We start from the raw sequence: 22,166 nt of genomic DNA, 5'->3' as shown, positions 1-22,166 counted from the left end.
CGCCCCGGGCCTCAAACCGCGCTCAAGGATTGCGGGTTTCCACCTGCACCAGCTCCGCCGGGGCAGCCCCCTGCTGAGCCTGACGAGTCACGTCGCGACGACGCGGCCCAGCCGGCATCACCGGTTCCTGCGCAGCGGGCACCTCGACCACCGACTTGGTGGACACCATGACCAGACCACCCAGGCTTGCCGGTTCCGCCGCGGCCACGGCGCGGGTTTCGATCACCGCCGGCGCTTCGACCGCCGGCTCAGCTTGATCCACCTGCTCCGGCTCGCTCTGCGCGGCAAGGGCAACCGGTTCCTGCGCAAGCGCCGGCTCCGCCGCGGCAAACGCCTCGACAGCCTCCACCACCACAGCCACTTCAAGCGCCGGAGCGGCCTCGACAAGCGGAGCGGCTTCAACTGCCGGAACCGCTTCAAGCACCGGCAATTCCGGCTCAGCCGCCGCAGCGGACTCAAGCGCCGGGGCCACGGCCTCCACTTCAAACGCTTCCCGCACCGGCTGCGCCGTTTCGGCAACAGCGGACTCAACAACTGGCTCAATCACCGGAGCTTCAGGCGCCGCGGCCGGAATCGTTTCCGCCACTGCGTCTACGGCGACTTCGGCCGCTACCGCGCCGACAACAACCGCGGCCACAGCCGGCGCAGCTTCCGCCACCGGCAGAGCAGCACCCTCTTCCTGCGGCGCAGCGGACGGATCGTCGCGACGACGATCGCGACGACTGCGACGGCGACGGCGCTCATTGCGCTCCTGCTGCTCGGCGTCGCCCTCGGCGCGAACCTCGTCTACCGCCGGCTTGTTCAGCTCCAAAGCCGGCTCTTCCGCCTGCGGCGCCTGACGACGACGCGGCTCCTGCTGCGGACGCTCCTGCTTCTCCAACTTTTCCGGACGCTCTTGCGGCGCTTCCTCGCGCGCCGGCTGCTGACGCTGCACGTCCTTCAGTTCGCGCGGCTCGCGGCCTTCACGACCTTCACGACTGTTTTCACGCTCGCGGCGGCGACCGTTGCGCGGCTGCTCGCCGCGCTCCTGGCGCTCTTCGCGTTGCGGCGGCTCCTTGCGCTCCGGACGCTCGCCGTCCTGGCGCTCGCCTCGTTCGGCGCGCTCGGGACGACGCGGCTTGACCTCGTCAGCACCCTGGCGGCGCTGCTCGTGTTCGCGGCGCGCCTGACCGCCCGGGCGACGTTCGCCGTTGCGCTGGCGGTTGCCGCGCTGCTGCGACTGGGCCGCCGGCTTTTTCTTCTCCACCGGCTGAGCCGCTTGCTCCGGCTCGGCGAACAGGCTCTTGACCCAAGCGCCCAGCTTGCCAAACAAGCCAGGCTCCGACTCGGCCGCCTTAACCACCACCGTTGGCGCCGGCGCCGGCTGCTGCGGGGTAATACCCTTCACCGCGGCCTCCTGGCGCTCCAGCTTCGGCTTTTCATGGCCGAAGTTGGTGATTACGTCTTCTTCCTGCACTTCCACCCGCTTGTAGCTCGGCCCTTCGCCGGCTTCGGCCAGGTCGTCGTGACGCACGCGCACGATCTTGTAATGCGGGGTTTCCAGATGGATGTTCGGAATCAGCACCACGTCCACGTCCAGACGCTCTTCGATCGAATGGATCTCGGAACGCTTTTCGTTGAGCAAGAAGGTGGCCACGTCCACCGGCACCTGCGCGTGAACCGCGCCGGTGTTCTCCTTCATCGCCTCTTCCTGGAGAATGCGCAGGATGTGCAGCGCGGAGGACTCGGTGCCGCGGATGAAGCCGATGCCGTGGCAGCGCGGGCAGGTCTCGTGGCTGGTCTCGCCCAAGCTGGGCTGCAGACGCTGACGCGACAATTCCAGCAGGCCGAAACGGGACAGCTTGCCCATTTGGACGCGAGCGCGGTCGTGCTTGAGCACGTCGCGCAGACGGTTTTCCACGTCGCGCTGGTTCTTGGCGCTTTCCATATCGATGAAGTCGATCACCACCAGGCCGCCCAGGTCGCGCAAGCGCAGTTGGCGGGCGATTTCCTCGGCCGCCTCCAGGTTGGTCTTGACCGCGGTGTCTTCGATGTCGGCGCCCTTGGTGGCGCGCGCGGAGTTGACGTCGATGGACACCAGCGCTTCGGTGTGGTCGATCACGATGGCGCCGCCGGACGGCAGCTGCACGCTGCGCGCAAAGGCGGTTTCGATCTGGTGCTCGATCTGGAAGCGGGAGAACAGCGGCACATGATCCTTATACAGCTTCACACGCGACAGCATGTTAGGCATCACATGGCTCATGAACTGACGGGCCTGATCGTAGATTTCCTCGGTGTCGATCAGCACTTCGCCGATGTCCGGATGGAAATAGTCGCGGATCGCGCGGATCACCAGGCTGCCTTCCTGCAGAATCAGGAACGGCGCGTTCTGAGCGCCGGCCGCGCCTTCAATCGCGCGCCACAGCTGCATCAGGTAACCCAGATCCCACTGCAGTTCTTCCAGGTTGCGGCCAATACCGGCGGTACGAGCGATCAGGCTCATGCCGTGCGGCACTTCCAGCTGCGACAGCAGATCCTTCAGCTCCTGACGCTCCTCGCCCTCGATGCGGCGCGACACGCCGCCGCCTCGCGGGTTGTTGGGCATCAGCACCAGGTAACGACCGGCCAGGCTGATATAGGTGGTCAGCGCCGCGCCCTTGTTGCCGCGCTCGTCCTTCTCCACCTGCACGATGACTTCCATGCCTTCGCGCAGCACATCCTGAATGCGCGGACGGCCGCCGTCATAGCCCTGGAAATAGGAACGGGACACCTCTTTGAACGGCAGGAAGCCGTGGCGTTCGGTGCCGTAATCGACAAAACAAGCCTCAAGGGAGGGCTCGATACGGGTAATCACACCCTTATAGATATTCCCCTTGCGCTGCTCTTTGCCTACAGTCTCGATATCGAGGTCGACGAGCTTCTGCCCGTCGACAATGGCAACGCGAAGCTCTTCAGCCTGCGTTGCGTTGAACAACATGCGTTTCATTTACATTCCTTGCGCGGCACTCACGCAAGGGATGCAGCCAGTATTTGACGGCCCAGTGACTATTGATGGGCGCTTTCCGAAAGAAGTGTCGATGTAAAGATCGAAAAAAACAGTTTTGACAAGCCTACTTCCTGAAAATCGATCACACGCAGACCTGACTCATGTGCGCAATTGGCGCTCCGGGATCGCCGGCCTGCCTCAAAGGGCAGGACATACAGTACAGGGGAGCTAGCATGCCGGGTCAAACTTCGCTGCAAAATTTCCTGACTGGCTTAGCATCAGGAAATGGAATACTCGTGAGTGCGTTATGCGTACAAATGCATTACCATCGCTGCTTTTCGGTGAGCGAGTTAACCTTGGCTGCAAACGTCGCGAGCGGCATCAGGTCAGGGTCTGTAAATCCCTGCCGGCCGTCTCTAACCTCTTGCAGCAGCGCCACGCAACATACCGTGACCTTGGCTTGACATTTCGCCGTCATCTTGGTGCAACACACCTTGGGACAGCGCCAGAAGTATAAGCAATATGACAGACATTCGCAAAGATTCCGTCTCCTTCGTCCAAGTGGACGACGGCGACGCCGGCCAACGCATCGACAACTACCTGGTGCGTTTGCTCAAGGGCGTGCCCAAAAGCCATATCTACCGCATCCTGCGCTCCGGCGAGGTGAGGGTGAACAAGGGCCGCATCGACGCCGCCTACCGCGTGCAGGCCGGCGACGAGTTGCGCATTCCACCCATCCGCGTGGCCGAGCGCGCGGAAAAGAACGTGCCCGCCGCCACCTTCCCGGTGGTGTATGAGGACAACGCGCTGCTGGTGATAGACAAGCCGGCCGGCGTGGCGGTGCACGGCGGAAGCGGCGTATCCTTCGGCGTGATCGAACAGCTGCGCCAGGCCTACCCGGACTGGCGCTACCTGGAACTGGTGCACCGGTTGGACCGTGAAACTTCCGGCCTCTTGATGCTGGCCAAAAAGCGCTCCGCGCTGACCAAGCTGCACGACATGATGCGCGCCAACGTGCCGGACAAACGCTATCTGGCGCTGGGCCTAGGCCAGTGGCCGGACGACGCGCGCCAGGTCAAACTGCCGCTATTCAAGTTCCACACCCCGGACGGCGAACGCCGCGTGCGGGTCAGCGACGCCGAAAACGGCCAGTACGCGCACACCAATTTCGCGATCAAGGAACGTTTTGCCGAGTTCACCCTGGTGGAAGCCCACCTGCGCACCGGCCGCACCCATCAGATCCGCGTGCACATGCAGGCCAACGGCTGCGCGATCGCCGGCGACGAGAAGTATGGCGACTTCGCGCTGAACAAGGAACTGGCCAAACGCGGCCTGAAGCGCATGTTCCTGCACGCGCGCAGCCTGTCCCTGCCCCACCCGCTGACCGGCGAGCCGTTGAAACTGGAAGCGCCGCTGCCGCCGGAACTGGAGCGCTTCCTGAAAATCTTGAGGTCTTGAGATGAACACTCGCTTCGATCTGGTCGTTTTCGACTGGGACGGCACCTTGATGGACTCCACCGCCCACATCAGCCAGTCCATCCAGCAAGCTTGCGCCGACCTGTCCCTACCCGTTCCCAGCCGCGAACAGGCCAGCCACGTCATCGGCCTGCGCCTGGCGGAGGCGCTGCAACAGGCCTGTCCGGCCGCCTCCCCCGAGCAGTTGCCGCGCCTGACCGAAGCCTTCCGCCATCATTACCACGCCAACCAGCATCAAGTAACCCTGTTCGACGGCGCCGTGGAGTGCCTGAACGCCGTCGCCGCCAGCGGCGCTTTTCTGGCGGTGGCCACCGGCAACAGCCGCGCCGGCCTCAACCGCCTGCTGGAACAAACCGGGCTTGGCCCGCTGTTCCACGCCACCCGCACCGTGGATGAATGCCATTCCAAGCCGCACCCGGACATGCTGCTGTCGCTGACCGAGACGCTGGGCGCGGACCCGCGCCGCACGCTGATGATAGGCGACACCAGCCACGACTTGCTGATGGCCGGCAACGCCGGCTGCCACGGCGTGGGCGTCAGCTTCGGCGCCCATGACAGCGAGCAACTGGAAAGCTGCGGGCCGCTGGCGCTGTTCCACTCCTACGCCGAGCTGCAGACATGGCTGCTGCCGAAACTCGGATAATCTGCGCCGCGGCCGAACTGCAGGAGGGCGGCCGCGCCTGGCGCTTCGAGATAGCACAGACGGACGGCGCGCCGCCCCTGCCCGCCTTCGTCGTGCGCTACCGCGGCAGGGTCTACGCCTACGTCAACGCCTGCCGCCACATCCCGGTGGAGCTGGATTTGCGCGACGGCGAAGTCTTCGACCTCAGCGGCCATTATCTGGTGTGCAGCATGCACGGCGCCTGTTACGAAGCGCACACCGGCTATTGCGTCTCCGGCCCCTGTCGCGGCCAACGGTTGGCCGCCGTGCCCGTCTTCGAACAGGACGGTAATATCTGCATCAATGTCATGCCGTCGTGAACTTTGCTAGACTCCTGGAATTATTCAGGGAGCACCACACATGAGCGACACCTCCAACCATTGGGAACGCCAATTGCTGGAAAAACTGGCCAGCGCCGCGCTGGTGGAACAGCGCCGCGCCCGCCAATGGAAGATTTTCTTCCGCATGATCTGGCTGATCATCATCGGCTTCATCCTGTTCAGCCTGTTCATGCGCAACGAGGACAAGGCCACCGCCGGCCTCGTAGGCTCCGGGCACACCGCCGTCATCACGCTGGAAGGCGTGATCGACAGCCAGAGCGACACCGCCAACAAGCTGAGCCAGGCGCTGACGGACGCCTTCGGCGACAAGGGCACCAAGGGCATCATCATCGACGCCAATAGCCCGGGCGGCAGCCCGGCGCTGTCCGGCATGGCCTATGACGAGATCCGCCGCCAGAAGAAGCTGCATCCGGCGGTGCCGGTCTACGTGGTGGTCAGCGAAGTTTGCGCCTCCGGCTGCTATTACATCGCCTCCGCCGCCGACAAGATCTTCGTCGACAAAGCCAGCATCGTAGGCTCCATCGGCGTGCTGTCCGACGGTTTCGGCTTCTCCGGCGCCATGGAAAAACTGGGCGTGGACCGCCGCCTGCGCACCTCCGGCGAAAACAAGGCGATGGGCGACCCCTTCTCCCCGGTCAACCCCAAGCAAGAGGCCATACGCCAGCAATTGCTGGACGACATCCACCAACAGTTCATCGCGGCGGTCAAGGCCGGACGCGGCCAGCGCCTGGCCAACGATCCGCAGCTGTTCTCCGGCATGGTGTGGCTGGGCGACAAGAGCATCCCGCTGGGACTGGCCGACGGCCTGGGCACGGTGCGCTCGGTGGCGCGCGACGTGATCAAGGCGGAGAAAACCGTCGACTATACTCAGCAAGACGACCTGTCCAGCCGCGTGGCGCGCAAGATTGGCGTGGAGTTCGCCGGCGGCGTGAAGAGTCTGTTCGACACCAAGCTGTTCTGATCAATCGGCAAGGCACACCATGGCGCGCAGAAGAAAACGACAAGAAGAAGAACACGAAAACCATGAACGTTGGCTGGTTTCCTACGCCGACTTCATCACCCTGCTGTTCGCCTTCTTCGTGGTGATGTACGCGATCTCCTCGGTCAACGAGGGCAAGTACCGCGTGCTCTCCTCCGCCATCGTGGACGCCTTCCGTTCCGGCACCACCATCAGCGTCAACACCACCCCGCCCAGCGGCGGGGCCAACACCATGATAGAAATCCCCGAGACCAAGCCCATTGCCAAGGCGGTCAAGGGAGAGCATCAGGCCGAGAAAAAAGCCAATACCGGCTCGGCCCAGGGCGATGAAAAAACCCGGCTCGCCAACCTGACCCAGGATCTGGCCAAGGTGATGGACCCGCTGGTCAAGAGCGGCCAGGTCACCATCACGCACAGCAGCAAGGGCGTCACCATCGACATCCGCGACACCGCGCTCTTTCCCACAGGACAGGCGCAGCCCAACGAGCAGTCGCGCCAGCTGATGGCCAATATGGCGCTGCAACTGGCCAAGGTGGACAACCCGATCCGGGTGGAAGGCTTCACGGACACCGTGCCCATCCGCAACTCCTATTTCCCATCCAACTGGGAACTGTCCGCCTCGCGCGCCGGCAGCGTGGTTCGCCTGTTCCAGGAAAACGGCATCAAGCCGGAACGGCTGGTGGCGGTGGGCCGCGGGGCCAACCTGCCGGTGGGCGACAACGCCACCGCCGACGGCCGCGCCAGCAACCGCCGCGTCGCCATCACCGTATTGGCGAGCGGGCTGAGCGACGCCGAAGTGCTGTCGCCGCAAGACGCATCCATGGCCAATGGCCGCTAACACCCCTGTTTCTCAAGAGGAGCACGATATGAGCACCCCGATTCATCATTCCGCGCTGGAACAGCTGTTCCTCAACGCCCGCACCCACAGCCACTGGCAAGACCGTCCGGTCACCGCCGAAACGCTGCACCAGCTGTTCGACCTGCTGAAAATGGCGCCCACCAGCGCCAACTGCTCGCCGGCGCGCTTCATCTTCGTGCAAAGCGACGCCGCCAAGGCCAAGCTCAAGCCCTGCCTGGCCGAAGGCAACGTCGAAAAAACCATGGCCGCGCCGGTATGCGTGATCGTGGCTCAGGACATGCGCTTCTACGAGCACCTGCCCAAGCTCTACCCGCACGCCGACGCCAGAAGCTGGTTTGAAGGCAACGACGCGGCGATCCAGGCCACCGCCGCGCGCAACAGCAGCCTGCAAGGCGGCTACCTGCTGCTGGCCGCTCGCTCCTTGGGGCTGGACTGCGGCCCGATGTCCGGCTTCGACAACGCCGCGGTGGACCAGGCCTTCTTCCCGGACGGACGCTTCAAATCCAACTTCCTGGTCAACCTGGGTTACGGCGCAGCGGACAAGCTCTACCCGCGTTCGCCGCGCTTCGAGTTCGACGAAGCCTGCCAGATTCTTTAATCCCCTCTCACGCATGCCCGGTTATAATGCCGGGCATTTTGCTGCCTGGAGAATCAAGATGCTCTATTCGCTTCTGCGCCCGCTGCTGTTCCGCTTTGACGCAGAGACCGCCCATGAACAGACGCTGGCCATGCTGGACCAGGCGCACAAGCTGCGCCTGAGCGCGCTGACCTGCCAAAACGCCGCGCGCAAACCGGTGCAAGCCATGGGCCTGACCTTCCCCAACGCGGTGGGACTCGCCGCCGGGCTGGACAAGAATGGAGCGCATATCGACGCCTTGGCCGCGCTGGGCTTCGGCTTCATCGAAATCGGCACCGTCACCCCGCGGCCCCAGCCGGGCAATCCCAAGCCGCGGCTGTTCCGCCTGCCGGAGCACCAGGCCATCATCAACCGCATGGGTTTCAACAACCTGGGCGTGGACACCCTGCTGGACAATGTGCGCCGCTGCAAATTCCAGGGCGTGCTCGGCATCAATATCGGCAAGAACGCCGCCACCCCGATAGAAAACGCCGCCGACGACTACCTGGCCTGCCTGGACAAGGTCTACGCCTACGCCAGCTATGTCGCCGTCAACATCTCCTCGCCCAACACCAAGAACCTGCGCCAGTTGCAGGAGGGCGACGAACTGGGCCGGCTGCTGGCGCAATTGAAGCAACGCCAGCAGGCGCTGGCCGACAAACACGGCCGCCACGTGCCGCTGGCGCTGAAGATCGCCCCGGATCTGGACGACGATCAGATCGTCGCCATCGCCCGCCTGCTGACCGAACACCGCATCGACGGCGTCATCGCCACCAACACCACGCTGTCGCGCGAGGCGGTGGCCGGCCATCCGCTGGCGGAGCAAGCCGGCGGCCTATCCGGCGCGCCGGTCAAAGACCGTTCGACAACAGTTATTCGCAAATTAGCCAAGGAACTTGACGGCGCTCTGCCTATCATAGGAGTTGGCGGCATCCTGTCCGGGCGGGACGCCGTGGAAAAACTGGATGCCGGCGCCAGCCTGGTTCAAGTCTACAGCGGCCTGATCTACCGAGGCCCGGCGCTGGTGGCCGAATGCGCGAATGCGATCGCAGCGCGCGCCAAACCCTGAACAACAGCACGCGCGGCCGCACACGGGCCCTCCCTCAGGAAGCCCGGCGACAGGCCCGCGGCGACCATCCCGGGGCAAACCGGCTCGCTTATATAACATGGGACTCACTCATATGAACGCAAAACAACTGATTCGTCTTTCCGCCGTCGCGCTGCTGAGCGCCGGCGTGCTCACCGGCTGCGCCACCTCCGACTCCGCCGCCGTCTACTCCAAAGGCCAGATGCGCCAGGCGCAGACCGTGCAACTGGGCACCGTGGTATCGGTTCAGAACGTGAAAATGGAAGGCAGCAACAATGAGCTGCTGACCTTGGGCGGCGCCGCGCTGGGCGGCCTGGCCGGCAGCAATATCGGCGGCGGCAAAGGCCAGATCGCAGGCGGCATCGTCGGCGCGCTGGCCGGCGGCTTCGGCGCCCAGGCCGCGCAGCGCGGCTTGAACAAGAACGCGCTGGAAATCACCGTCAAGCTGGACGGTTCCGGCCGCATGATCTCCATCGTTCAGGAAGCCGACATTCCGTTCTCCGCCAACCAGCGCGTGCGCGTGCTGACCGGCGGCGGCAACGACCGCGTGGTGCCGTTCTAAGCATCCGCTCAAGGCCCGCCGTCGCACGTCTTCGACTCGCAGGCCTTGAACAGGCTCTGACGCGGACCGCGTCAGCAATGAAAAAGCCGGCGCTCACGCCGGCTTTTTCATTGGGTGCCGCTCACTCGTCCCGCGGCCTGGACAACTCTACCCAGCGCCCATCCATCAAAGCCTGCAAGGGCTGATACATCGCCTTGTAGGACATCTTCTGGCATTCGCGTATCCAATAGCCCAGATATAAGTGCGGCAGCCCCAGCCGCTGCGTCAGCTCCGCCTGCCACAAGACATTGAACACGCCCAGGCTGGACTTGGCGTCGTCCGGATCGTAGAAGGTGTACACCGCGGACAGGCCATCGGACAGGCGATCGATCAGGCTGACCATCTTCAACTCGCCCTCCAGGCGAAACTCCGCCAGCATGCTGTCCACTCCGCTTTTCAGAATGAACTCCGAGTACTGCTGCGGATCGTCGTCCGACATGCCGCCGCCGGCGTGCCGCGACTGTTGATACCAGCGGTACAAGGCATAGTGCTCGGCGTTGAACTCCAACGGCAGCAGGCGCACCTGCATCGCCTCCAGCCGACGCGCCACCTTGCGCTGGGTGCGACTGGGCGCGAAGCGCTCCACCGGAATCCGCACCGGCACGCAGGCCTGGCAACTGTCGCAATAAGGCCGGTAGGTATACAGGCCGCTGCGGCGAAAGCCCAGCTTCACCAGTTGGCTGTAGACCTCGCCATCGATCGCCTCCGCCGGGATCGCCACTTGCGAGCGCGCCTGACGCCCCGCCAGATAGCTGCACGGATAGGGCGCGGTGGCGTAGAAATGGATGGCCACTGTCGGGCCGGGATCACGATGGCTCATTGGTATACCGGTAGTTCCACATCGCGGCGGGCTGCGCCCGTCGGGCATTCTCTTTCAGAGTAGCAAGAAATGTCTGACGCGAAACCAACTTGGCGCCCAAGCTTTGCAAATGACGGGTGTGCATCTGGCAATCTATCATCGTCACCCCCTGCGCGCGCAGATGGCGCACCATGTGGATGAAGGCCAGTTTGGACGCGTTGCTGCAACGGGAAAACATGGATTCGCCGTAGAACATCAGACCCAGACCAATGCCGTACAGGCCGCCGGCCAGTTCGCCGTCTATCCAGGTCTCGAAGGAGTGCGCGTAACCCAAGCGGTGCAGACGGCAATACGCGTCCACCATCTCCGGAACGATCCAAGTGCCCTGCTGCTGGGTTCTGGGTTCGGCGCAGGCCGACATCACCTCGCGAAACGCAGTGTCCACGCGGATTTCATAGGACTGGTTGCGCAGCACTTTGTCCATGGAACGGCTGACTTTCAGCTCGTCCGGACACAGCACCATGCGCGGCGCCGGCGACCACCACAAGATAGGCTCGCCTTCGGAAAACCAGGGAAAGATGCCTTGGGAGTAAGCAGCCAGGATGCGCTGCGGGGATAAATCGCCTCCAGCGGCCAGCAAACCGTTGGGTTCGCGCAGAGCCAGCCGCACCGGAGGGAAAACCGGCTCAGGACCGAGCCAGGGAATCATGCCTTTTTGGCGTTGAGGCAGTCCGGGCACTCGCCGTACATGTACAGCGCGTGATCGACGATGCGGAAGCCGTGTTGCTCGGCGATGCGGTCTTGCAGCGCTTCGATCTCAGGATCGAAGAACTCGACCACCTTGCCGCAGCTGACGCACACCATATGATCATGATGGCCGCCCTGGTTCAGCTCGTACACGGCTTTGCCGGTTTCAAAATGGTGGCGCACCAAAATGCCCGCTTGCTCGAATTGCGTCAGCACGCGGTAAATGGTGGCAAGGCCGATGTCGATATTTTCCGCAAGCAGCTTGCGATAGACATCTTCCGCCGACATGTGACCAGCGTTCTCCTCTTCGAACAAATCGAGGATTTTCAGACGCGGGCCGGTGGCCTTGAGGCCGATATCTTTAAGGTGACTGGCTTTGCTCATCGTGATATAAAGTGGGTCGATTTCAGATCATGATAAAGCCTTTTCACGGCTTTGCCTAATTACCGCCTTATAACTATTCGGTCACGGAGTATCATGCGCGCCCTGATTTTTGCCGCCGTCATTGCCCTCTCCGGCTGCAGTTCGATGAACCCCCTGAACTGGCTCAGCCCGCACAAGATGGAAATCCAGCAGGGCAATTATGTCACAGAGGATGCCGTCGCCAAACTTAAACCGGGCATGACCCGCTCGCAAGTGCGTTTCCTGTTGGGTTCTCCGCTACTGGCCGACGCGTTTCACGCTAATCGCTGGGATTACACCTATAGCGACATCAAGCAGGGCAAGCTGGACAAAAACAGCAATCGCCTGCTAACCGTCTACTTCAACGGCGACGTGCTGGAGCGCGTGGAAGGCCAGGCGCAACCGGCCGAACGCCCGCCGCTGACCGCCTCCGCGCCGGCTCAGGAAGTCAAGCCATGAGCGCCACCCCGCTAAAACTGGTGATCGTCGGCGCCGGCGGCCGCATGGGCAAGACCCTGATAGAAGCGGCGCTGGCCGCGCCGGGCGTGGTTCTCCACGCCGCGGTGGACCGCCCCGGTTCGGAATTCATCGGCCAGGACGCCGGCCTGTTCATTGGCCAGCGCACCGGCGTCAAGATCAGCGGCGACTTCCTCCAGGCGCTGGAAGGCGCCGACGCCGTCATCGACTTCACCCGCCCGGAAGGCACGCTGGAACACCTGGCGGCCTGCGCCGAGCGCGGCGTGCGGATGATCATCGGCACCACCGGCTTCGACGAGGCCGGCAAGGCGGCGATCCGCGCCGCCGGCGACAAGATCGGCATCGTGTTCGCCGCCAATTTCAGCGTGGGCGTCAACCTCACCTTCAAGCTGCTGGATATGGCGGCGCGGGTGCTGAACGACGGTTACGACATCGAAATCATCGAAGCCCACCACCGCCATAAAGTGGACGCGCCATCCGGCACCGCCCTGCGCATGGGCGAGGTGATCGCCGACGCGCTGGGCCGCGACCTGAACGAATGCGCCGTCTACGGCCGCGAAGGCGTGACCGGCGAACGCGATCCGCAAACCATAGGCTTCGCCACCGTGCGCGGCGGCGACGTGGTCGGCGACCACACCGCCTTGTTCGCCGCCATCGGCGAGCGCGTGGAAATCAGCCACAAGGCCTCCAGCCGCGCCACCTTCGCCAACGGCGCAGTGCGCGCCGCGCGCTGGCTGGCCGGCAAACCGCACGGCCTGTTCGATATGCAGGACGTGCTGGGCCTGCGCTGAGCACCGGCGGGGAGCTCTCTCCCCGCCTCCTTCCCATGCGCCTCCTCCCCCTGACTCTGGGCCTCTCCATCGGCCTGATCCTGCTCTCCTTGGTTTCATTGCTGCACGGCAGCGGCATTGACGCGGCCCTTCTGCTGGCCGGCCATCCGCCGCCGGAACTGGAATGGCAGCTGCTGCTGGAATTGCGTCTGCCGCGCCTGCTGGCCAGCGCCAGCGCCGGCGCCTTGCTGGCCAGCGCCGGCGCGGCGGTGCAAGCGCGTTTCCGCAATCCACTGGCCGAGCCCGGCCTGATCGGCATCAATAGCGGCGCGGCGCTGGCCGCCGCCGCCGCGCTGAGCCTGGGCGCCGGCCTCTACGCGGTGTCCGCGTCCGCCTTCGCCGGCGGCCTGTCTTCCTTATTGCTGATCCGCCTGCTGGGCCAGACTCAAGAAGGCGGCAGCCGGCTGATCCTCAGCGGTCTCGCCATCAGCTCCTTGCTGGGCAGCCTGCTGACCTTGCTGATCACCACCCTGCCCGACGGCTCCTTGCGCGTGGTGATTTTCTGGCTGATGGGCAGCTTCGCCAGCGTGGACTGGCCGCAAACCGTCTTGCTGTGCGCGGCCGCGCCGCTGGTTTGGCTGGCGCTGCACCGGCAATGGCGCTTTCTCAACGCGCTGCAATTGGGCGAGACCGCCGCCTTTCACCTGGGCTTTGAAGTGCGTCGCCGCGAATGGCAGGTGGTGATCCTGGCGGCCCTGGCCGCCGGCCTGGTGGTGTCCGCCTGCGGCATGATCGGTTTCATCGGCCTGATGGGCCCGCACCTGGCGCGCCAACTGGTGGGCGGCAACGCGCGCCGGCTGCTGTGGATCGCGCCCATGCTGGGCGCGCTGCTGGCCATCGCCTCGGACTGGCTGGCGCGCAGCCTGCTGGCGCCCAGCGAACTGCCGGTGGGCGTGATCACCAGCTTGATAGGCGCGCCCTTCTTCCTGTGGCTGCTGCGGCAAAGCGCGGAAAAGGACGCCCATGCTTGAAGCGCGCGCCCTCAGCCTCTCCCGCCAGGGCCGCCTCTTGGTGGAGTCGGTGTCCCTACGCGTGGCGCCGGGCGAACTCAATATAGTGCTAGGCCCCAACGGCGCCGGCAAAAGCAGCTTGCTGGGCATGCTGGCCGGCTTGTACGCCCCCAGCGCCGGCGAGGTGTGGATGGCCGGCCGGCCGCTGCGCGGCCAATCCGCCGCGGAACTGGCCCGCCAACGCGCGGTGGTGGAGCAAAATCCGTTGACGCCGGCCGGCTGGAGCACGTTGGAATTGATCCAGTCCGGCGCCTACCTGCTAGGCCATGTCGCCGACGCTTGCCGCCGGGCGATGGAACTAAGCTGTACCGAGGAACTGGCGCAACGCCAGGCGCGCACGCTGTCCGGCGGCGAACAGCAACGCGCTCACCTGGCGCGCGCGCTGTGCCAGCTATTGGCTTCTGCGGACGCGGAACGCTATCTATTGCTGGACGAACCCACCGCCGCGCTGGACTTCGCGATGGCGGACGCGCTGCTGGCGCAAGTGGCCCGCATCTGCCGCGAACTGAATATCGGCGCGCTGGCGGTGGTGCACGACCTAAACCTGGCGCTGCGCCACGCCGACAATGTACTGCTGTTGAACGAAGGACGCGCCGCAGGCTTCGGACCCACGGCGGAGATCATGCAACGGGAAACACTGGAAGCGGTTTACGGCGTGCGGCTGGCGGAGCTGAGCAGCCAGGAACATGACTTGCGGGCTTTCGTGCCCTTGCCCCACCCGCACCCAGACTAAACGCTCAGCGGTGCGAGGCCTGCTTGCACTCGCTGAGAAAACGCGTGCGGTCGGCCTCGCTCACTTCTCCGGCGAAGCCCTGAGTGATCACGGCCTCCGCGCCGCGCCGGTTTTCCCCCAGCTGCAAGCACATCTGCTTGGCTTGGATCACACAGGCCGCGCCCTTGGCCATGCCGTGCCGCACCAAGACGTCTGCCACCTCCTGGCAAATCCATTCCTGGTAATTCAAACGATGCGAGATCACGTCGATCAAGCGCGCGATGCGGCCGAAGCCGTGCAGCCGCCCGCCCGGAATGTAGGCGACGTGGGCAATGCCCTCGAACGGCACCAGGTGATGCGGGCACAGACTGTGGATGGAGATATTGCTGATGATGACCATCTCGCGGGAATTGTCTTCAAAGCCGCAGCCCAGCACCTCGCTGGGATCGGCGGCGTAGCCGTCCAGCAGGCGGTCGCGCCAGAACGCGCTGACCCGCTCCGCGGTCCTGCCCAGATGCGGATCGCCTTGCGGCTGAAAGCCGCAGGCGGTCAGCAAATCGGTCACCGCGCGCTCAAACGCCTCTTTGTCGAACGGCCGCAACCGCTCCACGCCCACCTTGGGTTCGCGCTCCGGCGCTGGATGATCGCAATGCTGATGGTCCATATCGTCTCCCTTGTGACCGCTGATTCAACGTCCGCTGCGCGCCGGCGGCGCATGGCGCGACGAAAGCCGGCTCGCAAATTTGAGCCGGCTCTTTGGCGGCGGCTTGCAATCGAAATAGGAATTCGAGAGCGGCCTGGAGGGAAAGTTGCATCCGCCGGCGGCATGAAAAACCCGGGGCGGCGACACCGGCCCCGGGTTTGCGACTATATCACAGGCCGTCGCCGCTACACGCGCGCGCCTTCCATATTGGATTTCATCTCGTAACTCTGCTTGACCTCGCCATTGCCGTCCACGCTCTCCAGCCTCACGTCGAAGCCCCACAACCGGCACACGTGCTTGAGCACTTCGTTGGCGCTATTGTCGTCCAGCGGCCGCCGGTTGTGCATGGTGTGGCGCAACACCATGCTGCGGTCGCCGCGCACATTGACCGACCACACCTGGATATTGGGCTCGCGCGAGCCCAGGTTGTACTGCTCGGCCAGCTTGCCGCGAATGTCTCGATAGCCCATCTCGTCGTGGATGGCGGACACTTCCAGCTTGTCGTCGTGGTCGTCGTCGCGAATGGAGAACAGGCGGAAATCGCGAATCAGCTTGGGCGACAGATACTGCGAGATGAAGCTCTCGTCCTTGAAGTTCTTCATCGCGAACTCAAGGGACTCGCGCCACGGCGTGCCGGCCAGGTCCGGGAACCAGGCGCGGTCCTCGTCGGTGGGGGCCTCGCAGATGCGCTTGATGTCCTGATACATGGAAAAGCCCAGCGCGTACGGATTGATGCCGTTGTACCAGCGCGCCGTCACCGGCGGCTGATACACCACATTGGTGTGACTCTGCAAAAACTCCATCATGAAGCCGTCGGTAACCATGCCTTTGTCGTAGAGCCGGTTGAGGATGGTGTAATGCCAGAAAGTGGCCCAACCCTCGTTCATCACCTGGGTCTGGCGCTGCGGGTAGAAATACTGCGCCACCTTGCGCACGATGCGCACCACCTCGCGCTGCCAAGGTTCCAGCAACGGCGCGGATTTCTCGATGAAGTAGAGCAGGTTTTCCTGCGGCTCCGGCGGAAAGCGCGGCGGCGCCTTGTCGCTGCCGTCCTTGTCGCGCTTGGGAATGGTGCGCCACAGGTCGTTGACCTGGGTCTGCAGATATTGCTCGCGCTCTTCCTGGCGCGCCTGCTCCTTGGCCAGCGACAACTTCTGCGGCCGTTTGTAGCGGTCCACGCCGTAATTCATCAGCGCGTGACAGCTATCCAGCAGATCCTCCACCGCGTCGATGCCGTAGCGCTCCTCGCACTTGGTGATATAGCTCTTGGCGAACACCAGATAGTCGATGATGGCCGAGGCGTCGGTCCAGGCCCGGAACAGGTAGTTGCCCTTGAAAAAGCTGTTGTGGCCGTAAGCGGCGTGGGCGATCACCAAGGCCTGCATCGTCATGGAGTTTTCTTCCATCAGATAGGCGATGCAGGGGTTGGAGTTGATCACAATCTCATAGGCCAGCCCCATCTGGCCGCGCTTATAGCTCTTTTCGGTGGCGACAAAATGCTTGCCGTAGCTCCAGTGGTGATAATTGACCGGCATGCCCACCGAGGCGTAGGCGTCCATCATCTGCTCGGCGGTGATGACTTCCAGCTGATTGGGATAGACATCCAGCTTGAACTCGTCCACCGCGATGGTGCGTATTTGCCGGTCGTACTCGTTGACCAGGTCAAAGGTCCATTCGGACCCGGTAGAAATTGGTGTCATGTTGCTGCCCCCTTGGCAAGACCGCTCAGAACCTGTTTACGATCTGCTGCGCGTCGTGAAGCGTTACACGGTGAGTACAAGTTCAATATGCTCATGTACCACGTGTGCATTCCGCTTTTTCACTCGTTTCCGCCTTGTCTCGCGAGATCATAAACACGTTCTCAGGCGGTGGCGGCGCGGCCATTGGCCGGCTGACGCTTGAACAGTTCCCGGAATACCGGGTAGATGTCGGAAGCCGAACGAATTTTCTGCATCGCGAACTGGCGGTTGCGTTCCTGCACCTTCAAGTATTCGTACCAGAGATTTTGCGGCTCTCCTTCGGTGATCTCGATATAGGCGAAGTACTGGCAGTAAGGCAGCAGGTCTTCCTCCATGATGCGGCCGCAGTTGGCGGAATCGCTGTCCCAGTTATCGCCGTCGGACGCCTGAGCGGCGTAGATATTCCACTCGCTGCCGGCGTAGCGCTTCTTGACGATCTCCGCCATCAGGTTGAGCGCCGAGGACACCACGGTGCCGCCGGATTCGCGCGAGTGGAAGAAGTCCTCCTCGCTCACCTCCACCGCACTGGTGTGATGGCGGATGAACACCACCTCGATCTTTTCATAATTGCGCTGCAGGAACAGGTAAAGCAGGATGAAGAAGCGCTTGGCCATGTCCTTCTTCTGCTCGTCCATGGAGCCGGACACGTCCATGATGCAGAACATCACCGCCTGGCTGGTGGGCTTGGGCTGCTTGACTCGGTTGTTGTAGCGCAGGTCGAACGGGTCTATCCACGGAATGCTGGCGATGCGCTCGCGCAGCCGGTGGATGCTTTGCCGTTTTTCGCGGATTTCCAGGGTGTTGTCCTCGTCATCCTCCATCAGGGTGTCGAGTTCCTCCTCCGCGTCGCCCAGCGTGGCCATCGTCGGCGCGGCCATCGCCACCCGCCGCGCCAGCGCGCCGCGCAGCGAACGCACGATATTGATGTTGGCCGGCGTGCCGTCGTTGGTGTAACCAGCGCGCACCGTCTTCATCTCCTCAATGCCCATCAGCTGGGTCTTGATCAGATTGGGCAGCGCCAAGTCGTCGAAGAACACGTTCATGAACTCTTCGCGCGACAGCTGGAATACGAAATCGTCCTCGCCCTCGCCGTCCTGGCTGGCCTTGCTGCCGCCGCCTCCCCCGCCGCCTTGCGGCCGCGGCAAGCGGTCGCCTTTGACGAACTCCTCATTGCCCGGGTGCACGTTTTCCGTCATGCCGCCCTTGCCGTGATGAAACACGGGTTCGGAAATATCCTTTACCGGAATCGAGACCTTCTCCCCGCTCTCGATATCGGTAATGCTGCGCCCCTTGACCGCCTTGGCGACGGCTTCCTTGATTTGGGCCTTGAAACGGCGCAGAAACCGTTCGCGGTTGACCGCGGACTTGTTCTTGCCGTTGAGGCGCCGATCGATGATGTGGGACATAAGCACCTCGCTTTGCCTGTGCCGGCGGCGGCCGCGCGCTGGCGGCCATCGCCTGGCTTGCTGTTGTTATATTATTCACCGCCCGGCGGCGACAGCGGCCGCTTGGGCGATTTCCGGCGCCGCCCCAGGCGGCGCCGGATCAGCGATGGCTTACGAGGACTTGCGCACTCGCAGATACCATTCGCACAACAGACGCACTTGCTTGGCGGTGTAGCCTTTCTCCACCATGCGGTTGACGAAGTCCTCGTGCTTCTTCGCATCCTCGGCGCTGGCCTTGGCGTTGAAGGAGATCACCGGCAGCAGCTCCTCGGTGTTGGAGAACATTTTCTTCTCTATGACCGTGCGCAGCTTCTCGTAGCTGGTCCAGGTGGGATTCTTGCCGCCGTTGTTGGCCCGCGCCCGCAACACGAAGTTGACGATCTCGTTGCGGAAGTCTTTGGGGTTGGAAATCCCGGCCGGCTTCTCGATTTTCTCCAGCTCCGCGTTCAAGGACGTGCGGTCGAAGATCTCGCCGGTGTCCTGATCGCGATACTCCTGGTCCTGAATCCAGAAGTCCGCGAAGCTGACGTAGCGGTCGAAGATGTTCTGGCCGTACTCGGAGTAGCTTTCCAGGTAAGCGGTTTGAATCTCCTTGCCGATGAACTCCACATACTTGGGCGCCAGGTACTCCTTCAGGAAGGTCAGATACTTCTGCTCGATTTCCGCCGGGAACTGCTCGCGCTCAACCTGCTGCTCGATCACATACAAGAGATGCACCGGGTTGGCGGCCACTTCGCTGTGATCGAAGTTGAACACCTTGGACAGAATCTTGTAGGCGAAGCGCGTGGACAAGCCGCTCATGCCCTCGTCCACCCCGGCGTAATCGCGGTATTCCTGGATGGATTTGGCCTTGGGATCCGTGTCTTTCAGATTGTCCCCGTCATACACCTGCATCTTGCTGAACAGGCTGGAGTTTTCCGGCTCTTTCAGCCGCGACAGCACCGCGAACTGCGACATCATCTTCAGCGTGCCCGGCGCGCACGGCGCGCGGCCCAGCGAAGAATTGCGGATCAGCTTGTCGTAGATCTTGATCTCGTCCGACACGCGCAGGCAATACGGCACCTTGACGATGTAGATCCGATCCAAGAAGGCCTCGTTGTTCTTGTTGTTGCGGAACTGCTTCCACTCGGATTCGTTGGAGTGGGCCAGGATCACGCCTTCAAACGGAATCGCGCCAAAGCCCTCGGTGCCCTTGAAGTTGCCTTCCTGGGTAGCCGTCAGCAGCGGGTGCAAGACCTTGATCGGCGCCTTGAACATCTCCACGAATTCCAGCAAACCCTGGTTGGCCAGGCACAAGCCGCCGGAGTAGCTGTAAGCGTCCGGGTCGTCCTGCGCGTATTTCTCCAGCTTGCGGATATCCACCTTGCCCACCAGCGACGAGATGTCCTGGTTGTTCTCGTCGCCCGGCTCGGTCTTGGCCACCGCGATCTGCTTGAGCACCGACGGGTAACGTTTGACCACGCGGAACTGGCCGATGTCGCCGTTGAACTCATGCAGCCGCTTCACCGCCCACGGGCTGGGGATGCTCTTCAGATAACGGCGCGGGATGCCGTATTCCTCTTCCAGCAGCGCCCCGTCTTCGTCGTAGTTGAACAGCGCCAGCGGAGACTCGTTGACCGGGCTGCCTTTCAGGCAATAGAACGGCACCAGCTCCATCAGCTCTTTCAGCTTCTCGGCGATGGACGATTTGCCGCCGCCCACAGGGCCCAGCAAATAGAGGATCTGCTTCTTCTCTTCCAGGCCTTGCGCGGCGTGGCGGAAGTAGGACACCACCTGTTCGATCACCTCCTCGGTGCCGTAGAAATCACGGAACGCGGGATAGACCTTGATGACTTTGTTGGAAAAAATGCGGGACAGACGCGAATCGTGCCGAGTGTCCACCAGCTCCGGCTCGCCTATGGCGGCCAGCATGCGCTCTGCGGCGGTGGCGTAAGCGCCGGGGTCTTTCTTGCAGAGCTCCAGGTACTCCTGGATGGTGTACTCCTCCTCACGAGTCTTGTCGTAACGAGCAGCGTAGTGACTGAAGATATCCGGGTGCATGGCTCTCTCCTGGCAGGTAGCAGAGGCGCAAACGATATGCACGCGGCATCCGCTGCTCCCCTTGCTGAATTAGAGTATTCACATTGTTTCCGGCTTTCTTTTTCTGGGTATAGCATAACGCACAGCCTGGCAGGGCAAAACCGCGCCTGCACACAAAATATGAGATCGTGAGCCAGATTCAATACAAGTATTTGAAATGGATGGTGAATTCCGCCAGCTTTTTTTTGTAACGGGAGACGAGCGGCGTGTAAGCGGGAGTAAACGGAAATCGGCCCCAAAAAAAGGCTTTGATAATCAAACATTTCCTGAGCGGCCATCGGAAGATTTAGACCAAACCGCCGGACGAATAAAAGAGAAGGGAATATAAAGCATGCGCCGCGCCGGCGCGGAAGGCGGCGCTCAGCCTTTGCGCTGCACGATGCGCACGCCGATTTCATAGATGCGGCCGCGCTGCACTTCGTTGCAGCGCTTCACCTCCACCACCGCCTCCAAGGGCTTGCCCGGCATGCCGCCCACGCCCGGCGCCAACACGATCACGGACAGGCGCTCGCCAAACTGCGGCACAAAGGACGAGCGCAAGGCCATGCCGTCCACCGACAGATCCACGCACTCGCCGTAATGGGTTTCACCGCTGATCAAAGAACGGATGCGGGCCTTGCAGCCCATGCTGATGCGGCGCCCGCGCCGTCGATCCCGGTAAGGATCAAACGGCGACACCCGGCATCCTCCCGGCCTGATGCGCCGCCAGCCAGTGCAGCCCCACGATGGACTTGCTGTCGCATATCAGCCCGCTCAGCGTCATCTCCATCGCCTGGGCCACCGGCACCGTCAGCACCTCCAGGAATTCGCCCTCGTCCAGCCGGCTGCCCTGCTGGCTCAGCCCTTCCGCCAGGTAATAACTGATGCGCTCGTTGGAATAGCCTATGCAGGGATAGGCAGTGCCCAGATACGTCCAGCGCTCCGCCGCGTAGCCGGTTTCCTCCAAGAGCTCCCGTCTTGCCGTGGCCGCCGGGACCTCGTCCGGATCTATCTTGCCGGCGGGAATCTCCACAAACTCGCGGCCGGCCGGGTAACGGTACTGGCGCTCCAGCACCAGCTTGCCGTCCGGCGTCAGCGCCAGCACCGCCACCGCGCCGGGGTGCAGAATGTACTCGCGCGTGGACGCCGCGCCGTCCGGCAGCGCCACCTCGTCTTTATGAACCTTGAGAAAACCGCCCTGATACACCAGCTCCGACGACAACTGCTTTTCAACCAGATCCACAATCACCCCTTAAAGTGTTCTGCAATGCCTGCTTTTCCAGGCGCTGATCACCGCCCAGCGCCACAGCAGCCGCGTCAACGCGTAGCCGATCACGGCAAAGGTCAGGCCCAGCGCCGGCAACCCCACCAGCAAAGGCCAGCCCAGCTCCGCCAGCCAATTCAGGCAGGCGTGCCACCAATCCGGCAAGCTCATCCGGTCCCAATTGGGCGGCGGCGTCATTGTACCCGCAGCCGGATTGCCCAGTAAAAGCTTGCCATAAGCATAAGCCAGAAAGTACAGCGGCAATACGGTCAAAGGGTTAGTGTACAGCGTGAACAACACCGCCACCGGCAGATTCACCCGCATCAGCAAAGCCAGCGCCACCGCCGTCACCTTTTGCGTGGGGCCGGGCATCAGGCCGGCGAACAAACCCACCC

23 protein-coding genes are annotated in these 22,166 nt (G+C 63.1%); 12 read left to right on the top strand and 11 right to left on the bottom strand.

Annotated elements, in window-relative coordinates:
- Positions 1-22: 22 nt before the first annotated feature.
- Positions 23-2,965: an Rne/Rng family ribonuclease gene (locus tag HA052_RS20030; RefSeq protein WP_166453285.1), complete on the bottom strand. Its 2,943-nt coding sequence runs from the start codon at positions 2,963-2,965 to the stop codon at positions 23-25.
- Between the two features lie 522 nt (positions 2,966-3,487).
- On the opposite strand from HA052_RS20030, the gene HA052_RS20025 reads away from it, so the two are divergent.
- From HA052_RS20025 to HA052_RS19990, 8 genes are all read left to right on the top strand, one after another.
- Positions 3,488-4,423, top strand: a complete 936-nt coding sequence (locus tag HA052_RS20025) for an RluA family pseudouridine synthase (RefSeq protein ID WP_166453284.1) — start codon at positions 3,488-3,490, stop codon at positions 4,421-4,423.
- Position 4,424: 1 nt separating this feature from the next.
- Positions 4,425-5,084: an HAD-IA family hydrolase gene (locus HA052_RS20020; protein ID WP_166453283.1), complete on the top strand. Its 660-nt coding sequence runs from the start codon at positions 4,425-4,427 to the stop codon at positions 5,082-5,084.
- A complete protein-coding gene (locus tag HA052_RS20015; RefSeq protein ID WP_081545702.1) occupies positions 5,060-5,422 on the top strand; it encodes a Rieske (2Fe-2S) protein in 363 nt (120 codons plus the stop codon). Before HA052_RS20020 ends, HA052_RS20015 begins: the two co-directional genes overlap by 25 nt.
- Positions 5,423-5,462: 40 nt before the next feature.
- Complete coding sequence (locus tag HA052_RS20010; protein ID WP_166453282.1) at positions 5,463-6,404, top strand: S49 family peptidase; 942 nt, start codon at positions 5,463-5,465, stop codon at positions 6,402-6,404.
- A gap of 19 nt (positions 6,405-6,423) precedes the next feature.
- Positions 6,424-7,260, top strand: coding sequence for a flagellar motor protein MotD (motD, locus tag HA052_RS20005; protein ID WP_081545704.1), 837 nt, complete (start codon positions 6,424-6,426; stop codon positions 7,258-7,260).
- A 28-nt stretch (positions 7,261-7,288) separates the two neighbouring features.
- A complete protein-coding gene (locus HA052_RS20000) occupies positions 7,289-7,879 on the top strand; it encodes a malonic semialdehyde reductase (RefSeq protein ID WP_081545705.1) in 591 nt (196 codons plus the stop codon).
- Positions 7,880-7,937: 58 nt separating this feature from the next.
- Positions 7,938-8,966 (top strand): quinone-dependent dihydroorotate dehydrogenase, encoded by a 1,029-nt coding sequence (locus HA052_RS19995; RefSeq protein ID WP_166453281.1) that lies wholly within the window; start codon positions 7,938-7,940, stop codon positions 8,964-8,966.
- A 112-nt stretch (positions 8,967-9,078) separates the two neighbouring features.
- Positions 9,079-9,546 carry an outer membrane lipoprotein gene (locus HA052_RS19990; RefSeq protein WP_240937432.1) on the top strand — a complete coding sequence of 156 codons (468 nt, stop codon included), beginning with the start codon at positions 9,079-9,081 and terminating at the stop codon, positions 9,544-9,546.
- Positions 9,547-9,667: 121 nt separating this feature from the next.
- Here the strand turns inward: HA052_RS19990 and HA052_RS19985 are convergent, their stop codons facing one another.
- From HA052_RS19985 to fur, 3 genes are read right to left on the bottom strand one after another with little or no spacing between them, the layout of a single operon-like run.
- A complete protein-coding gene (locus HA052_RS19985; RefSeq protein WP_081545708.1) occupies positions 9,668-10,405 on the bottom strand; it encodes an arginyltransferase in 738 nt (245 codons plus the stop codon).
- On the bottom strand, positions 10,392-11,093 hold the full coding sequence (gene aat, locus HA052_RS19980; RefSeq protein WP_081545709.1) for a leucyl/phenylalanyl-tRNA--protein transferase: 702 nt from the start codon (positions 11,091-11,093) through the stop codon (positions 10,392-10,394). Before aat ends, HA052_RS19985 begins: the two co-directional genes overlap by 14 nt.
- Positions 11,090-11,515: a ferric iron uptake transcriptional regulator gene (gene fur / locus HA052_RS19975; protein WP_048409204.1), complete on the bottom strand. Its 426-nt coding sequence runs from the start codon at positions 11,513-11,515 to the stop codon at positions 11,090-11,092. Before fur ends, aat begins: the two co-directional genes overlap by 4 nt.
- Positions 11,516-11,608: 93 nt before the next feature.
- On the opposite strand from fur, the gene HA052_RS19970 reads away from it, so the two are divergent.
- The 4 genes from HA052_RS19970 to HA052_RS19955 are packed head-to-tail and all read left to right on the top strand — an operon-like array spanning position 11,609 to position 14,583.
- On the top strand, positions 11,609-11,992 hold the full coding sequence (locus HA052_RS19970; protein ID WP_081545710.1) for an outer membrane protein assembly factor BamE: 384 nt from the start codon (positions 11,609-11,611) through the stop codon (positions 11,990-11,992).
- On the top strand, positions 11,989-12,801 hold the full coding sequence (dapB, locus tag HA052_RS19965) for a 4-hydroxy-tetrahydrodipicolinate reductase (RefSeq protein ID WP_166453279.1): 813 nt from the start codon (positions 11,989-11,991) through the stop codon (positions 12,799-12,801). The genes HA052_RS19970 and dapB overlap by 4 nt, the downstream gene beginning before the upstream one ends.
- A 35-nt stretch (positions 12,802-12,836) precedes the next feature.
- A complete protein-coding gene (locus HA052_RS19960; RefSeq protein ID WP_166453278.1) occupies positions 12,837-13,811 on the top strand; it encodes a FecCD family ABC transporter permease in 975 nt (324 codons plus the stop codon).
- Positions 13,804-14,583, top strand: coding sequence for an ATP-binding cassette domain-containing protein (locus HA052_RS19955; RefSeq protein WP_166453277.1), 780 nt, complete (start codon positions 13,804-13,806; stop codon positions 14,581-14,583). The genes HA052_RS19960 and HA052_RS19955 overlap by 8 nt, the downstream gene beginning before the upstream one ends.
- Before the next feature lie 4 nt (positions 14,584-14,587).
- Here the strand turns inward: HA052_RS19955 and folE are convergent, their stop codons facing one another.
- The 7 genes from folE to HA052_RS19920 form a co-directional block, all read right to left on the bottom strand.
- Complete coding sequence (gene folE / locus HA052_RS19950) at positions 14,588-15,226, bottom strand: GTP cyclohydrolase I FolE (RefSeq protein WP_081545714.1); 639 nt, start codon at positions 15,224-15,226, stop codon at positions 14,588-14,590.
- 224 nt (positions 15,227-15,450) lie between these two features.
- On the bottom strand, positions 15,451-16,965 hold the full coding sequence (locus tag HA052_RS19945) for a SpoVR family protein (protein WP_166453276.1): 1,515 nt from the start codon (positions 16,963-16,965) through the stop codon (positions 15,451-15,453).
- Positions 16,966-17,126: 161 nt separating this feature from the next.
- Positions 17,127-18,410: a YeaH/YhbH family protein gene (locus HA052_RS19940; protein ID WP_019100827.1), complete on the bottom strand. Its 1,284-nt coding sequence runs from the start codon at positions 18,408-18,410 to the stop codon at positions 17,127-17,129.
- A 150-nt stretch (positions 18,411-18,560) separates the two neighbouring features.
- On the bottom strand, positions 18,561-20,489 hold the full coding sequence (locus HA052_RS19935) for a PrkA family serine protein kinase (RefSeq protein WP_081545718.1): 1,929 nt from the start codon (positions 20,487-20,489) through the stop codon (positions 18,561-18,563).
- 399 nt (positions 20,490-20,888) lie between these two features.
- Positions 20,889-21,206, bottom strand: coding sequence for a PilZ domain-containing protein (locus HA052_RS19930; RefSeq protein WP_081545720.1), 318 nt, complete (start codon positions 21,204-21,206; stop codon positions 20,889-20,891).
- Positions 21,193-21,750 carry an NUDIX domain-containing protein gene (locus HA052_RS19925; protein ID WP_166453275.1) on the bottom strand — a complete coding sequence of 186 codons (558 nt, stop codon included), beginning with the start codon at positions 21,748-21,750 and terminating at the stop codon, positions 21,193-21,195. Before HA052_RS19925 ends, HA052_RS19930 begins: the two co-directional genes overlap by 14 nt.
- A 9-nt stretch (positions 21,751-21,759) precedes the next feature.
- A partial coding sequence (locus HA052_RS19920; RefSeq protein WP_166453274.1) for a DUF2062 domain-containing protein occupies positions 21,760-22,166 on the bottom strand: 407 nt, incomplete at its 5' end.

The organism is Chromobacterium fluminis, from assembly GCF_011602385.1.
In the GTDB taxonomy this organism is placed as follows: domain Bacteria; phylum Pseudomonadota; class Gammaproteobacteria; order Burkholderiales; family Chromobacteriaceae; genus Chromobacterium; species Chromobacterium fluminis.
This window is presented reverse-complemented; position numbering and strand designations above follow the sequence as displayed.